We start from the raw sequence: 16,991 nt of genomic DNA on the forward strand, positions 1-16,991 counted from the left end.
TTCCATGGCAACAGGTTGGGAGCAAGTTGATGGTTCATGGTACTATCTAAACGATAATGGTTCCATGGAGACAGGTTGGCTACAAAATAATGGTTCATGGTACTACCTCAACAGCAACGGTTCTATGAAAGCCAATCAATGGTTCCAAGTTGGTGGTAAATGGTATTATGTAAATGCATCGGGTGAGCTAGCGGTCAATACAAGTATAGATGGCTATAGAGTCAATGATAATGGTGAATGGGTGCGTTAATAGATTCCTCCCTGCGACAAAATTGATAATAGTATGTCTGAATATATAATTATGTATAAAAAGCTATAGATAAGCTCATCTTATAGCGACTATAAAAAAGTGAACAAGCCTAGTCTTCTGTACATTAGAATTCAGGTTTGTTCACTTTTTGTTTAATACTCAATGAAAATCAAAGAGCAAACTAGGAAACTAGCCGCAGGTTGCTCAACGCACTGCTTTGAGGTTGTAGATAGAACTGACGAAGTCAGCTCAAAACACTGTTTTGAGGTTGTGGATGAAGCTGACGCGGTTTGAAGAGATTTTCGAAGAGTATAAGTCTTTGATTTTGAGACTAAGGAGAGTCAGGGTCAAAGTAGTGAATGATTCTGAAACAACTCATAATAGTCTCTTGAGAGGACAGATAAGAGTAACAAATATGGTGCTACTCATGTGTCTTGCTTTTTGATTTACAAACAGCGAAGAAAATATAGGAAGCTGAAATAAAATATAGATGAAACAATTTGGAGAGTCAATGTAATATATGGCAATATTTTCGAAGCTAGGGGGAAGCATTTTAATTTCAATGTACTAGGCGTCCTCTACAGCTAGCTAGAGTTTCAATTGTAGATGTTCTTTGAAATAATGTCTTAGCGATTTATTGGTATTAGAAGATTTAGAGAAATTCTTGCTCAATAAATAAACATGGCATCGCCAAAACTAAAGAAGCGGTAGTGTTCTTGGATGGCATGATGGTAAGCATCTAAGACTAATTCACGGCCTGCAAAGGCAGAAACTAACATGACCAGAGTTGATTTTGGCAGGTGGAAATTGGTTGAAAAGGCATCTACAACCTTCCATTCGTAGCCAGGTTTGATAAAGATATTGGTCCAGCCAGAATCTGCTTGGATTTGCCAATCAAACTTGGAACCAATAGTCTCCAAGGTGCGGATAGAAGTGGTTCCGACAGCGATGACGCGACCACCATTTTCCTTAACAGAGCGAAGGGTTGCAGCTGCTTCCTCAGAAAGTTGGTAAAATTCTGAGTGCATTTCGTGTTCGTCCAGATTGTCAACTGAAACGGGTCTAAAGGTTCCGAGTCCGACATGAAGAGTCAGATAGACTAGATGAACACCCTTAGCTTGGATTTCTGCCAGCAGCTCTTTGGTGAAGTGAAGACCAGCAGTTGGTGCTGCAGCAGAGCCACTTTCCTTGGCGTAAACAGTTTGATAGCGTTCGCGGTCATCCAGTTTTTCGTGGATATAAGGTGGCAGAGGCATTTCTCCCAGACTTTCCAAAACTTCTAGGAAAATTCCTTGGTATTCGAAGCGGACAATACGGCCCCCATGGGTCAATTCTTCTGTAACGACAGCGCTGAGGCGACCATCACCAAAGCTGACGCGAGTGCCAACCTTGAGGCGCTTGGCAGGTTTAGCCAGAACCTCCCACTCATCTCCAGTAGTATTTTTGAGTAGGAGAAGTTCCACATGACCTCCTGTCTCCTCTTTTTGACCATAGAGGCGAGCGGGGAGAACTCGGGTGTCGTTCATGACAAGGGCATCACCAGGTTCCAGCATATCAATAATAGAGTGGAAGTGTTTATCCTGCATTTCTCCTGTCTCACGGTTGACGATGAGAAGTTTAGAAGCATCCCGTTTTTCAAGGGGTGTTTGGGCAATCAATTCCTCGGGTAAGTGGAAATCAAAATCAGCTGTATTCATATATCTGTTCATTCTTTCTAAGTTCTAATCTTATCCATTATAACATGTTTCAAGTTTGGACGCTCTTTTTTTAGAAATTAAACCGTTTTCACTTGACAAAAATTGGTCTATACCATATAATAAATATAGATAGAAATGGAGGATGAAAAGATGAAAGTTATTAAAGTTGAAAACCAAATCGAAGGTGGAAAAGTTGCTTTTGAGATTTTGAAAGAAAAGTTGGCAAATGGCGCTCAAACTCTAGGACTTGCGACAGGAAGTAGCCCACTTGAATTTTACAAGGAAATTGTTGAAAGTGACCTTGATTTTTCAAATCTAACCAGTGTCAACCTTGATGAGTATGTAGGTCTTGATGGCGACAATCCTCAGTCTTACCGTCACTTCATGCAAGAAAACTTGTTCAACCAAAAACCATTTAAAGAAAGTTTCTTGCCTCGTGGTGTTAAGGATCATGCTGAAGCTGAAGTTGAACGCTACAACCAAATTTTGGCTGACCATCCAGTTGACCTCCAAATCTTGGGAATCGGTCGCAATGGACATATCGGATTTAATGAACCTGGTACTCCATTTGACAGTCAAACGCATCTAGTCGAACTGGACCAGTCTACTATCGAAGCAAACGCACGTTTCTTTGACAAGATTGAAGACGTCCCAACCCAAGCCATTTCAATGGGGATTAAGAATATCTTGGATGCCAAGTCTATCCTTCTCTTTGCTTACGGTGAGTCAAAAGCAGAAGCCATCGCTGGAACAGTATCAGGACCGGTGACTGAGAATCTACCAGCAAGTAGCCTCCAAAATCACCCTGATGTGACCATTATTGCGGATGCTGAAGCGCTCAGCTTACTTGAAAAATAAAAAGCAATGTTCTATTGAACGCTTTCAACTCTTGTATAAATGTAAGAAAAAATCAAAATTAAACCGCATTTTTGCTTGACAATTATTCCTTTTACGTGTAGAATAAAATAGATATTGAACTTGAAGGGAGTGAAAAAAATGTCTAAAACAGTAGTACGTAAGAATGAATCTCTTGACGACGCACTTCGTCGTTTCAAACGTGCGGTTACTAAAGCTGGTACTCTTCAAGAAACACGCAAACGTGAATTCTATGAAAAACCTTCTGTAAAACGTAAACGTAAATCAGAAGCAGCTCGTAAACGTAAAAAATTCTAATTGAAATGAAAGGCTAGAGAAATCTAGTCCTTTTTCTTTTAATACTCTTCGAAAATCTCTTCAAACCACGTCAACGTCGCCTTGCCGTATGTATGTGACTGACTTCGTCAGTTCTATCCACAACCTCAAAGCAGTGCTTTGAGCTGACTTCGTCAGTCTTATCTACAACCTCAAAACAGTGTTTTGAGCAGCCTACGGCTAGTTTCCTAGTTTGCTCTTTGATTTTCATTGAGTATAAATAAATACTCCAAATCCTGCAAAAATCTCAAATATCCTCTTACAATTTGATATAATAGTAAAAAGAACTCGATTGAAGGAGGAAATGATGTCGGTTTTAGTAAAAGAAGTGATTGAAAAGCTTAGACTAGACATTGTCTATGGCGAACCAGAATTGCTTGAAAAGGAAATCAATACAGCGGATATTACGCGACCTGGTCTTGAAATGACAGGCTACTTTGACTACTACACGCCAGAGCGGATTCAGCTCTTGGGGATGAAGGAGTGGTCTTATCTGATTAGCATGCCTTCCAACAGCCGTTATGAAGTTTTGAAAAAAATGTTTCTACCTGAGACACCTGCGGTCATTGTTGCCCGTGGTTTGGTGGTTCCAGAGGAGATGTTAAAGGCAGCCAGAGAATGTAAGATTGCCATTTTAACCAGCCGTACGGCTACTAGTCGTTTGTCTGGAGAGTTATCTAGCTATCTGGATTCTCGTTTGGCAGAACGGACCAGTGTGCATGGAGTCTTGATGGATATCTATGGGATGGGTGTCTTGATTCAGGGAGATAGTGGAATCGGTAAGAGTGAGACAGGTTTAGAGCTTGTCAAACGTGGTCACCGCTTGGTAGCTGATGACCGGGTCGATATCTTTGCCAAGGATGAGATTACTCTTTGGGGTGAACCGGCTGAAATCTTGAGACACCTGATTGAAATTCGTGGGGTTGGGATTATCGATGTTATGAGTCTCTACGGTGCCAGTGCTGTCAAGGATTCTTCACAGGTTCAGCTTGCTGTCTATTTGGAAAATTACGATACGCATAAAACTTTTGATCGTCTTGGCAATAATCCAGAGGAACTCGAAATTTCTGGCGTAGCCATTCCTCGTATCCGTATTCCAGTTAAAACAGGTCGTAATATTTCTGTCGTGATTGAGGCTGCTGCCATGAATTATCGTGCAAAGGAAATGGGCTTTGATACGACTCGTTTGTTCGAAGAACGCTTGACAAATCTCATCGCTCGAAATGAGGTGCAAAATGCTTGATCCAATTGCTATTCAACTAGGACCCCTAGCCATTCGTTGGTATGCCTTGTGTATTGTGACAGGCTTGATTCTTGCGGTTTATTTGACCATGAAAGAAGCGCCTAGAAAGAAGATTATACCAGACGATATTTTAGATTTTATCTTGATAGCCTTTCCTTTGGCTATTTTAGGAGCTCGTCTCTACTATGTCATTTTCCGTTTTGATTATTATAGTCAGAATGTCGGAGAGATTTTTGCCATTTGGAATGGTGGTTTGGCCATTTATGGCGGTTTGATTACAGGGGCTCTTGTCCTCTATATCTTTGCTGATCGTAAACTCATTAACACTTGGGATTTCCTAGATATCGCGGCGCCTAGCGTCATGATTGCCCAAAGTTTGGGTCGCTGGGGTAATTTCTTTAACCAAGAAGCCTATGGTGTAGCAGTAGATAATTTGGATTATCTACCTGGCTTTATCCGTGACCAGATGTATATTGAGGGGAGCTACCGTCAACCGACTTTCCTTTATGAGTCTCTATGGAATCTGCTTGGCTTTGCCTTGATTCTGATATTGAGACGAAAATGGAAGAGCCTCAGACGAGGTCATATCACTGCTTTCTACTTGATTTGGTATGGTTTCGGTCGTATGGTCATCGAAGGCATGCGGACAGATAGTCTCATGTTCTTTGGCCTTCGGGTATCGCAATGGCTATCAGTTGTCCTTATCGGACTGGGTATTTTTATCATTCTATATCAAAATCGAAAGAAGGCCCCTTACTATATTTCAGAGGAGGAAAACTAAATGTTAGAAGTTGCATATATTCTTGTAGCCCTTGCTTTGATTGTATTTTTAGTGTATCTAATCATTACTGTGCAAAAGCTTGGACGTGTTATCGATGAAACAGAAAAGACGATTAAAACATTAACTTCAGATGTAGATGTGACCTTGCATTATACCAATGAGTTGCTGGCTAAGGTCAATGTCTTGGCAGATGATATCAATGTCAAGATGGCAACGATTGATCCACTCTTTAGTGCTGTTGCAGATTTGTCTCTATCTGTTTCAGACCTCAATGACCATGCGCGTGTCTTGAGCAAGAAAGCTTCATCAGCTGGTTCAAAAACACTCAAGACTGGGGCAAGTTTGTCAGCTCTTCGTCTTGCAAGTAAATTTTTCAAAAAATAAAAAGGAGAATCCTTATGGGTAAACTATCCTCAATCCTTTTAGGAACCGTTTCAGGTGCAGCTCTTGCCTTGTTTTTAACAAGTGACAAGGGCAAACAAGTTTGCAGTCAGGCTCAAGATTTTCTGGATGATTTGAGAGAAGATCCAGAGTATGCCAAGGAGCAGGTCTGTGAAAAACTGACAGAAGTTAAGGAGCAAGCTACAGATTTTGTTCTGAAAACCAAAGAACAGGTTGAGTCAGGTGAAATCACTGTGGACAGCATCCTTGCTCAAGCCAAATCATGTGCTCGCCAAGCGACAGAAGCATCAAAAGATCGATTCAATAATCTCAAAGAGCAATGGCAAGAAAAGGCCGAAACTCTTGATGAATCAGAAGAGATTGTGATTGACATAACAGAAGAATAAAAGAAATAGTAACTATTCTAGGTCCTATAAACTCTCTAGTGGATTATACCTCTATAGAGCTTATAGGTTTTTTTATGTGGATAAAACCTTAAATAAAAAGAAATTTAATGATTTTTGAAAATAGATAAGTATAATCTACTTTTTTGTGAACAGAGTTGTTTTTAAAAAAATATCAATATATTCACAATGTTATACTTAAATATACAATATTTTCGAATGTTAAAGAATATAAGGCCAAATATTTGATTAAGTATGTAGAAAATAGTATAATTGAGCTGTGATAGCTGTGATAGCTGTGATAGCTGTGATAGCTGTGATAGCTGTGATAGCTGTGATAGCTGTGATAGCTGTGATGTTATTTGCCTATAGCAATCATCATAGTGATTTTTGTAGCTTAACTCTTTTTAAGGAGTTGAAGTTATAAAGATTGCTTTTTTATTATATTTTCCTTAGGAGGAGAAATGGAACACAAATCGAATTCATATAAAGTAAATCGACAGCAAGGTGAAAAGGTACTGCGCTTTTCGATTCGTAAATATAGCTTTGGTGCAGCTTCAGTAGCTGTTGCGGCATTGATGTTTTTGTCTGGGCATCAGGCTGTTCGAGTTGAGGCTGCTCAAGTTTCAGATACTACTGAAGCACCGGTTATCCCAGATAAAGAAGAGGCTCATACTGCTACAATAGTAGATTTGCCTAAAACAGAAGATTCTCTAACTACAGGTAAAGAAGAAAAATCACTAACCACTGCTGAGAATCCGGCTGAGACTTTATCTGAGAAACTACCTGAAACTTCAACTGAGAATGCATCTGAAAACGAGACTACTGCCCTTGATAAAGAGGTAGTTGAAAAACAAACATTAGATAAGACTAAATTACAAGCTAATATTACAAAAGTTCAAGAACTCTTGGATAAGGTCAACAAGGAAAAAGCTCCAGCTTCGACCCTTGCCGCAATCCAGGCAGATTTAGAAGCAGCTAATAGTGTGCTTAATAACAATAGTCTTGAATTGACACAAGCTGAAATTGATGCAATCGCTAAAAAACTTAATGAGAAGATTTTTGTCTTATCTTCGATGCCTAAGATAAATGCGCCTAAGAAGGTTTTAAAAGAAGGTGAAAATACGATTGCCAATACTGGGTCTCGTGATTCACGTAATGGCGAAACCATGGAAGAAGGATCTGATCTTCGCTCAGCACCTATTGATAAAAATACCAAACGTGGTGAGTTAGGAATCGTTGTAGCCAACTCTGGATTTATTACAGGATATGCAACGCCATCTTCAACAATTGAGATTAAAAGAAATGGCACAACTGTATTGACTTCTACACTAGACGATACTGGAGCTTTTAAATTAAATGCCCCAGGTATTGAAGTTGGAGATGTTGTTGAATTAGTGGTTAATGGACAGACTGTTACTACTACTACAGTAAAACAAACAGATACAGTAGCTTTTAATGATAGTTTAGCAGGAATTGCACAAGTTGATGGATATACAGCGGCAGAAGCTGATGTAGAAGTATCAATCGGCGGAAGAAAATACACAACTAGATCACAATCAAATGGATACTTCACAGTCAATGTTGATACGAACTTAATGGTAAACGATGCGGTTGTTACAACTGTTATCAAAAAGAATGGTCAAGAAGTTGGTCGTGGAACAAGTACAGTACGTAACACGAAAGTAACAGACTTCGGGGTTGGTTGGATTAAAAACCCTATGATTAACTATTCACATCGTGACGTGTTCTCTCCAGATACAAAACAATATGCCTTCGTAAGTAAGGGAACTGCTGATCAAGCCTATGACAATATTCGTGTTTACCGTGAAATGCGTATTGAAAATAATGGGGATAAATATTATTACTGGATATTAGATTCAGGGCCAAGACCAAATGGATTGGCTGGTGTTTCTAAAAAAATTTCACTTGCGATTCCACGTACGGTTGGAGATCCTTATGAATTTACGTATACAAAATACCAAGATGGAAAACAGACCTTCCATAAGGATTATGTTAGTGCATCAGCATGGGAGTATGAACACTCTGCTTTTCGTGCTTATGTAAAAGATGGCGTCCGACGTTCAGGGGCGGCTTATACTGAAAATGTAGACGGATGGCTTAAATATATAAACCCAGAGGCTGGTACTAGACTGAATAATTGGAGGTTTAATATTTATCGTAAAAATAGCGGAGATGGTACAGAACCTAACAACGATGCCTTTTCTCGTGTTAGTGATATATTGGGGATTCGTAAAGATGGTCTTGAATACAATCTTGTTCGAGGTGTTATAGAAGACAGAATGAACGTAGTTGCAGGGCAACGTTCAATTATTACTTTCAAGACGAAAATTCTTGAAGGAAAAGAGCTAAATGATAGTATTATGTCGGATTGGGGAGATAAAAACACTAATAACCCTATGCTTGACGAAATAAAAAAACGTCTAGCCAATGACCCATTCCTTGCTTATGGAGGATATACAGAGGGTGGATATAGACGCTATAGAACTGGTGAAAATGCAATTATCGGTGTATTACCGTTGAAACCAGACGAAGCAGCTAAATATAATCTTAAACCAGTATCTAAAGAGCAAACAACTAATAAAGGTGTCGTTCCAGATGCAATTAATAGTATTGCTAATACAAAAGAGTTACCTGCTGGTACAACATACCGTTGGTTTAAAGATCCAGATGTATCAAAAGCTACAGCACCAAATGCACCTGTGTATGGTAAAGTGGAAGTCATTATTCCAGAACGTGGAACATTTATTGTAGATGCACCTATTCATGTTACAGAGGATAAGGCAAAAACACCAGAAGCTCCATCAGCAACAGCAAAAGAAGATGGATCTGTAACAGCTAAACCGCAAGATTCAACGAAAGTAGATAAAATTAAAGTTAGCTACACAGGAGAAGATGGTTCTAATAAGACGGCTGAAGGAAATAAAGGTGGAAATGGAACGTGGACTGTTACGGGTAATCCAGACGTTCAAATCGATGCAAGTACTGGTGCAATCACAATTCCAGCTGATAAAGTCAAAGATAATACAGAAGTAACAGCAGTTACAACAAATGGAAACAGTGATGAATCAGCTCCAGCCAAAGCAACTGCAAAAGCACCAAAACCAGAAAAACCAATCTTAACTGCACCAAATAACGGTAATGTAACAGCAAAACCACAAGATCCAGCCAAAGCAGATAAAATTACGGTTACTTATAAAGACGAAGATGGAACAAATGTAACGGTAGTAGGTAATAAAGGAAATGATGGTACATGGACTGTTGTGAACAATCCAGGTGTAACTATTGATTCTAATACAGGTGAAATTACAATTCCAGCTGATAAGGTAAGAGATAATACCGTAGTAACAGCTATCACAAAAAATGGAAATAGTGTTGACTCAGACCCAGCAACAGAAACAGCAAGAGCACCAAAACCAGAAAAACCAACAGTAACGGCAAATGAGGATGGGTCTGTAACAGCAAAACCACAAGATCCAACCAAAGCAGATAAAATTACGGTTACTTACACAGGAGAAGATGATTCACCAAAAACAGTAGTAGGAACAAAAAATCCATTTAATCAATGGATTTCAGATGATCCAGAAATCAACATCAATGAAGACACAGGTGAAATTACAATCCCTGCTGAAAAAGTAAAAAATGAAACAGTTGTAACAGCTATCACCAAAAATGGAACGAGTGATGATTCAGAACCAGCAAAAGCAACTGCAATAAAACCGGATAATGAACCACCTATTTTAACACTATCTGCTAACAACCTAAAAGTAGTAGAAGGCGAAACTATAACATTTAGAGTAAAAGCAAAAGATGATAAAAATGTTACTTTTGAAGCGACTGAATTTTTAGCTAAATATTTTAAGAGGTACAATGTTGGAACAACAGGAGTAGTGTCGTCTAGATATGTGAAAAATACAGAAAAAGAAAAAGAAATAGAGATTACAATTAATACTATAGCTGAAGATGTTGGTAAACAAAATACAATTATATTTAACGCAACAGATGATGCAGGAAATAAAGCTACACCAGTGATTTTCTCATTTGATGTAACACCACGTGATAGAACAGCACCAACGATTTCAGCTAATGGAGCTACAGTTACAAATCGTGAGGAAATTATACCAATTCCAGTAACAGCTAAAGATAACGATGGTGGAGTTGGAATGCGTGAAGATACTCCAATCGAAGTAAAAGACTTACCAGATGGATTGAAATTTGAAAATAATCAAATCGTAGGAACTCCAACTGGAGCCTCAGGAGTAACAAAAGTAACGATTACAGCTTATGATAAGAATGATAATAAGGCTGAAAAAACAATTGAAATTGTAGTTAAAGGACAAAATGACAAGTATAACCCAGTAGGAATCAATCGAACAGTTCCTAAAAACTCAACACCTAACGCAGAAGATAGTATTGGAAACAAACAAGATTTGCCACAAGGAACAAAATATCATTGGTTAACGCCACCAGATACGAGCCAAGGTGGACAAACTGTCTCGGCAGTTGTTGTGGTAGAGTATCCAGATAAAACAACAGATAACGTTAGTGTAAATATTAGTGTACCTACGAATTTGACAGCAGAAGTTACGAAACCAAATGAAGTTTTGGAGAAACGTGCAGTTGACTCTAAAAAAGTTGTCACACCAAATAAAGAGGGTTCAACGATTGCAACGCCAGATGAAGTGAATGGATTAACAGTTAATGGAGAAGGTAAATTAACAGGAACGCCAAAAGTAGAAAATTGGGGCAAAGACGAAGAAAAACGTGCTATCACAATTCCAGTTAAAGTTACGAATGGAAACGAAGAAATCACAGTAAGCGTACCAGTTACAATTTTACGTGATACGGATGGAGATGGAGAACCAGACACTACAGATCCAGATGATGACGGTGACAAAATTACGGATGAGGAAGAAAAGGCAAAGGGAACAGATCCAAAGATTTTTGATAAACCAGACAAGCCAACCTCATATGGTCTAACAGGAGCAGTAAAACCATCTACTGTTACTGAGAATAAACAAGTGACTGAACCAGGAGTTGTTACACCAAATAAGACAGGATCAACGATTGAAACACCAGCTTCTGTAAATGGATTAACCGTTGATAATAATGGAAGTTTAACAGGAACTCCAAAAGTAGACTCTTGGGGTGAAGGTGAAGAAGAACGTGATATTACTATCCCAGTAAAAGTTAAGAAGGATTCGGAAGAAGCTAATGTAAGTGTACCGGTTAAAATCCAACGCGATACAGACGGAGATGGCAATCCAGATGTGACAGATACAGATGATGATAACGATGGAATTTCAGATGACGATGAAAAGAGAAATGGAACAGATCCAAAAGTAGCAAATGGTCTGACAGGAATCGTTACAGCTCCAGCTAAAGTGAAAGAAAAAACTCCAGTACCGACGACTTTACCAAAAGTTGTAACGCCAAATAAAGAAGGTTCAACAATTACAACAGAAAATCCAGTAAATGAATTGAAAGTGAATGGAGAAGGTAAATTAGAAGGAACACCAACCGTAAATGATTGGGTTGGCGGAGAAGAAGAACGTAATATCACAATTCCTGTTAAAATTACGAGAGAAAAAGAAGGAACTCCAAAAGAGGAAGTTACGGTACATGTTCCAGTGACAATCCAACGTGATACAGATAACGATGGAACTCCGGACGTTGACGATTTAGATGATGATAACGATGGAATTTCAGATGAAGATGAAAAGAATAATGGAACAGATTCAAAAACTGCAGACGGACTAAGTGTGAAAGTTACAAAACCGAATGTAGTGCTGGAGAAAAAAGAAGTTACTCCAAAAGAAGTTGTCACTCCAAATAAAAAAGATGCAACAATTACTACAACTACGCCAGAAGTGAACGGTCTGACAGTTAATGGAGAAGGTAAATTAACAGGAACTCCAACAGTGGACAATTGGGGCGATGATGAAGAAAAAACTATCAACATTCCGGTTACAGTAACGAGAAAGAAAGATGGTAAAGAAAATGTTATAGAAACTGTTGCCGTTAAAGTTCCAGTAACAATCCAACGTGATACAGATGGAGATGGAACACCAGACGTTTTAGATACAGATGATGATAATGATGGAATTCCAGATGAAGTAGAGAAAAGTAATGGAACAAATCCAAAAGTTCCTGATAATCTAACAGCAATAGTTGCTTCACCAACTAAAGTTAAAGAGAAAAAACCAGTAACTCCAACAAAAGTTGTCACACCGAATATGCCAAATTCAGCAATTACGACAGAAAATCCAATGAATGGCTTGAAAGTCAATAATGAAGGTAACTTAGAAGGAACACCGTCAGTAGATAATTGGAAAAAAGACGAAGAAGAACGTCATATCTTAATTCCGGTTAAAGTAAAAAATGGTGATAAAGAAATCATAGTAAAAGTTCCAGTCACAATCCAACGTGATACAGATAATGATGGAATCCCAGATTCAGAAGACACAGATGATGATAACGATGGAATCCCAGACACTGTAGAGGATACAAACGGAACAGATCCAAAAGCTGCAAATGATTTAGAAGTAGCAGTTACAAATCCAGACAAAGTGAAGGAGAAACAACCAGTTACTCCAATAAAAGTTGTAACTCCAAATAAAGAAGGTTCAACGATTGTAACAAACGCCCCAAATGGAACAGTGAACGGACTAAAAGTCAATGATAAAGGCGAACTGGAAGGAATCCCAACAGTAAATGATTGGGATAAAGAGGAAGAAGAACGCCCTATCGACATTCCGGTTAAAGTTACTAAAGTTGTAGAAAAATTCACAGAAAATGGTAAAGAAGAAGTAACGGAAGAAAAAGACGTAACAGTTCGAGTAACAATCCAACGTGACACAGATGGAGACGGAGATCCAGATGTTACAGATACAGATGATGATAACGATGGAATTCCAGATGAAGTTGAAAAAGCAAATGGAACAGATCCGAAAAATGCAAACAACCTAACTGCAAAAGTTTCAGATCCAACTAAAGTTACAGAGAAGAAACCAGTTCCTTCAACATTAGCGAAAGTTGTCACACCGAATAAAGACGGTTCAACAATTACAACAGAAAACCCAGTAAATGGATTAAGTGTTGATAAAGATGGTAAATTAACAGGAACACCGAGCGTAACTAATTGGGGTAGTGATGAAGAACGTAAAATCAACATTCCAGTTAAAGTTAAGAATGGTGATGAGGAAATTCGAGTAGAAGTTCCAGTTATTATTCAACGTGATACAGATGGAGATGGAGATCCAGATGTGACAGATAAAGATGATGATAATGATGGAATTTCAGATGAAGAAGAAAAGAAAAACGGAACAGATCCAAAAGTTGCTACAACACAAACTCCTGTGGAAATAACTATTACACGTGAGAAAAATGGAGACGCAATTGTTACACCGAAAAAACCAGACGGAAAACCGTACCCTAAAGATACGAAGGTAGAAATTCCAGGTGAAAATGGAACAACAATAGTAGTAACGATAGGAGAAGAAGGTTTTGGAACAGTGCCAAATGATCAACTTCCAAAAACAGAAGTACCAGGACAAGGTGTCGTAACAGAACCAAATAAAGAACCATCAAAACCAGTAGATGTAACAACACCAGCGCGTAAGACACCAACGGTAGAGTTAACTCAAAACCCAAGCACAGGAGATGTTACAGTAACACCGAAGAAAATAGATGGCTCAAACTATCCTACAGGAACTACTGTAACAATCCCAGGCAAAGATGGAAAAACGATTGATGTAGTAATCGGTGAAAATGGTTCAGGTACAGTTGCAAATGGTGATTTACCAGAAAGAGATGTACCAGGAACAGCTATCATTACAGAACCAAATCAAAAACCATCAGAACCAGTGGATATTACAACACCAGCTAAAAAGGTACCAACATTACAATTAGATCAAGATCCAAAAACTGGAGATGTAACAGTAACACCGAAAAAACCAGATGGAACAACATATCCATCAGGAACTAAGGTAGAAATTCCAGGGAAAAACGGAAATCCAATCACTGTAACAATTGGAAAAGATGGTACAGGAAAAGTTCCTAATAATGATTTACCAGAAACAGATACTCCAGGAACAGGTAAGATTAAAGAAGATGGCAAAGCAGAGGTAGAAATTAAGGTAGAAACACCGAAAAAAATTGACCCTACTGCGCCAGAAACGGCAGAATTAGGTACAATTGAAATCACAAGAAAACCAAATGGAGATGCTGTAGTTACACCTAAGACCACAGATGGAAAAAATTATCCTAAAGATACTAAAGTGAAAATTCCAGGAGAAAATGGAACAAGCATCGTAGTAACAATAGGAGAAAATGGTTCAGGAGAAGTACCGAATGACCAACTTCCAAAATATGAAGTACCAGGAAAAGGAACAGTAACAGAACCGAATAAAAAACCATCACAGCCAGTTGCTGTAACAACACCAGCTCGTAAGAAACCAACAGTGGAAATGGGACAAAATCCAAATACTGGAGATGTCACAGTAACGCCTAAGAAACCAGATGGAACACTATATCCAGAAAATACTAAGGTAGAAATTCCAGGAAAAGATGGAAAAACTATTGAAGTAACACTTGACAAAGATGGCAAAGGTACAGTTCCTAATAATGATTTACCTGATGAGGATACTCCAGGAATAGGTAAGATTAAAGAAGATGGTAAACCTGAGATAGATGTTAAGGTAGAAACACCGAAAAAAATCAATCCAAATCATCCAGCTACAGAACAACCAACTGAAATTGACATCACAAGAAAACCAAATGGAGATGCGATTGTTACACCTAAGAAACCAGATGGAACACCATATCAAGCAGGAACGACTGTGAAAATTCCAGGAGAAAATGGAACACCTATTGTTGTGACAATCGGAAAAGATGGTTTTGGATTAGTTCCGAATGACAAACTTCCAAAAGATGAAGTGCCAGGAAAAGGAATAGTAACAGAGCCAGGAGCTAGACCGTCACAACCAGTGGATGTGATAACGCCTGCTCGTAAGCCGTCAACTATACGTTTGGATCAAGATCCAAAAACTGGAGATGTAACAGTGATTCCTATGAAGCCAGGTGGAGGAACATATCCACCAGGAACTAAGGTCGAAATACCAGGTAAAAATGGTAATCCAATTGTAGTAGAAATCGGACAAGGTGGAACAGGAACAGTTCCAAATAACGACTTACCAGATGGAAATGTACCTGGAACAGGTAAGATTACAGAACCAGGAAAACCAACTACGGAAGCTCAGGTGCTAACGCCAGGTAAAATCAATCCAATCGCTCCTCAAACAGACCAATCAGGTAAGATTGAAATTACAAGAAATCCAAATGGAGATGCAGTAGTTACACCTAAGAAACCAGATGGCTCAACATATCCATCAGGAACTAAGGTTGTGATTCCAGGAGAAAATGGAACATCTATTATTGTAACGATTGGAGATAACGGCTCAGGAACAGTTCCAAATGATAAACTTCCAAAAGAAGCTGTCACAGGAAAAGGAATTGTAACAGAGCCGAATAAGAAACCGTCACAACCAGTAGCTGTAACGACACCTGCTCGTAAGACTCCAACAGTAGAGCTGACACAAGATCCAGCTACAGGAAATGTCACCGTCACACCGAAAAAACCAGATGGAACAACATATCCACCAGGAACTACGGTAGAAATTCCAGGGAAAGATGGCAAGCCAATCGTTGTACCAATCGGAAATGATGGAACAGGAACAGTTCCAAATAATGATTTACCTGATGAAGATACTCCAGGAACAGGTAGGATTAAGGAACCAGGTAAGACAACAGTTGAAGTTAAGGTAGAAACACCGAAAAAAATTGATCCTACTGCGCCAGAAACGGCAGAATTAGGTACAATTGAAATCACAATAAAACCAAATGGAGATGCAGTCGTCACACCGAAGAAGAAAACAGATAAAACAACGTATCCGGAAGGTAGTAGGGTGAAAATTCCAGGAGAAAATGGAACATCTATAGTAGTGACAATTGGAAAAGATGGCTCAGGAACAGTTCCAAATGACCAACTTCCAAAAGAAGCTAAACCAGGAAAAGGAACCGTAACAGAACCAGGTAAGAAACCATCTAATCCGGTGGATGTAACAACCCCAGCTCGTAAGACACCAACAGTAGAGTTGAATCAAGATCCAAATACAGGGGATGTGACGGTAACACCTAAGAAACCAGATGGAACACTATATCCAGAAAATACTAAGGTAGAAATACCAGGTAAGAATGGTAAACCTATCGTCGTAATAATTGGAAAAGACGGAAAAGGAACTATACCTAATAAAGATTTACCAGATGGAATAGAACCAGGAAAAGGAACGATTACTGAACCAGGAAAAGATCCTGTAGAAGTAATTGTAACAACCCCAGCCCGTAAGATACCAACACTAGATGTTTATCAAGATCCAAATACAGGTGACGTTACAGTAACGCCTAAGAAACCAGATGGTTCAACATATCCACCAGGAACGAAGGTAGAAATTCCAGGTAAGAATGGCACACCAATTGTCGTAATAATTGGACAAGACGGAAAAGCTACAATACCAAACAGTGAATTACCAGACGGTAAAGTTCCAGGTACAGGTAAGATTACTGAACCAGGTCAACCAGCTGTAGAAGTTCCAGTAGAAACTCCAGCTAAGGTAACACCAGCAACACCAACAGATACAAATCCAGTTGCACCAGTGACACCTGATACGCCAGTCAAACCTTCTACTGATGGAGATTCTGGTCAAGATACACCTACACCAACTAGTCCAACTCCAAATGCAGTTACTCCAAATGCAGATCAGGTAGATACTAAGACTACTGTTGATAAAGGAGCTAAGTCAAATGATTCTCAAAATGTATTGCCAAATACAGGAACAGAATCAAATGCGACTCTTGCATCTCTAGGACTTCTTGGTATGCTAGGCGGTCTCGGACTTGCTCTTAGAAAGAAAAAAGAAGACTAAAATAAAAATTTAGTCAAATGAACATTCATTCTTTTGTGTTT

At 38.9% G+C, this 16,991-nt stretch carries 10 protein-coding genes and 1 pseudogene; 9 read left to right on the plus strand and 2 right to left on the minus strand.

The annotated features are described in order from the left end of the window. A pseudogene (locus tag HT679_RS11430) lies at positions 1 to 250 on the plus strand (N-acetylmuramoyl-L-alanine amidase family protein); the annotation flags it as partial. A gap of 162 nt (positions 251 to 412) precedes the next feature. After that, positions 413 to 544, plus strand: coding sequence for a hypothetical protein (locus tag HT679_RS11600; protein WP_262080232.1), 132 nt, complete (start codon positions 413 to 415; stop codon positions 542 to 544). 374 nt (positions 545 to 918) lie between these two features. On the opposite strand, the gene queA is transcribed toward HT679_RS11600, so the two are convergent. Beyond that, positions 919 to 1,947 carry a tRNA preQ1(34) S-adenosylmethionine ribosyltransferase-isomerase QueA gene (gene queA / locus HT679_RS08335; RefSeq protein WP_173214177.1) on the minus strand — a complete coding sequence of 343 codons (1,029 nt, stop codon included), beginning with the start codon at positions 1,945 to 1,947 and terminating at the stop codon, positions 919 to 921. 150 nt (positions 1,948 to 2,097) lie between these two features. Between queA and HT679_RS08340 the strand changes: the two genes are divergently transcribed. Both HT679_RS08340 and rpsU read left to right on the plus strand, forming a co-directional pair. Beyond that, positions 2,098 to 2,805, plus strand: coding sequence for a glucosamine-6-phosphate deaminase (locus HT679_RS08340; protein WP_000864588.1), 708 nt, complete (start codon positions 2,098 to 2,100; stop codon positions 2,803 to 2,805). 138 nt (positions 2,806 to 2,943) lie between these two features. Beyond that, positions 2,944 to 3,120 (plus strand): 30S ribosomal protein S21, encoded by a 177-nt coding sequence (gene rpsU, locus HT679_RS08345; RefSeq protein WP_000048054.1) that lies wholly within the window; start codon positions 2,944 to 2,946, stop codon positions 3,118 to 3,120. Positions 3,121 to 3,190: 70 nt separating this feature from the next. On the opposite strand, the gene HT679_RS11435 is transcribed toward rpsU, so the two are convergent. Further along, the gene (locus HT679_RS11435; protein WP_240149591.1) at positions 3,191 to 3,349 is read right to left on the minus strand and encodes a hypothetical protein; all 159 of its coding nucleotides are present in this window, start codon (positions 3,347 to 3,349) and stop codon (positions 3,191 to 3,193) included. A gap of 96 nt (positions 3,350 to 3,445) precedes the next feature. Between HT679_RS11435 and hprK the strand changes: the two genes are divergently transcribed. The 5 genes from hprK (at position 3,446) to HT679_RS08375 (ending at position 16,950) form a co-directional block, all read left to right on the plus strand. Further along, positions 3,446 to 4,381, plus strand: a complete 936-nt coding sequence (hprK, locus tag HT679_RS08355) for an HPr(Ser) kinase/phosphatase (RefSeq protein WP_173214053.1) — start codon at positions 3,446 to 3,448, stop codon at positions 4,379 to 4,381. Then, entirely contained in the window at positions 4,374 to 5,162 is a 789-nt protein-coding gene (gene lgt / locus HT679_RS08360; RefSeq protein WP_173214056.1) for a prolipoprotein diacylglyceryl transferase, read from the plus strand. Before hprK ends, lgt begins: the two co-directional genes overlap by 8 nt. Next, on the plus strand, positions 5,163 to 5,546 hold the full coding sequence (locus HT679_RS08365; RefSeq protein ID WP_173214058.1) for a DUF948 domain-containing protein: 384 nt from the start codon (positions 5,163 to 5,165) through the stop codon (positions 5,544 to 5,546). It begins immediately after the preceding gene. Positions 5,547 to 5,560: 14 nt separating this feature from the next. Continuing rightward, positions 5,561 to 5,950, plus strand: a complete 390-nt coding sequence (locus HT679_RS08370) for a YtxH domain-containing protein (protein WP_173214060.1) — start codon at positions 5,561 to 5,563, stop codon at positions 5,948 to 5,950. A 461-nt stretch (positions 5,951 to 6,411) separates the two neighbouring features. Further along, entirely contained in the window at positions 6,412 to 16,950 is a 10,539-nt protein-coding gene (locus tag HT679_RS08375; protein WP_173214068.1) for a YSIRK-type signal peptide-containing protein, read from the plus strand. Positions 16,951 to 16,991 lie beyond the last annotated feature (41 nt).

The sequence above is a fragment of the Streptococcus sp. 4886 genome (genome assembly GCF_013276485.1).
Taxonomy (GTDB): domain Bacteria; phylum Bacillota; class Bacilli; order Lactobacillales; family Streptococcaceae; genus Streptococcus.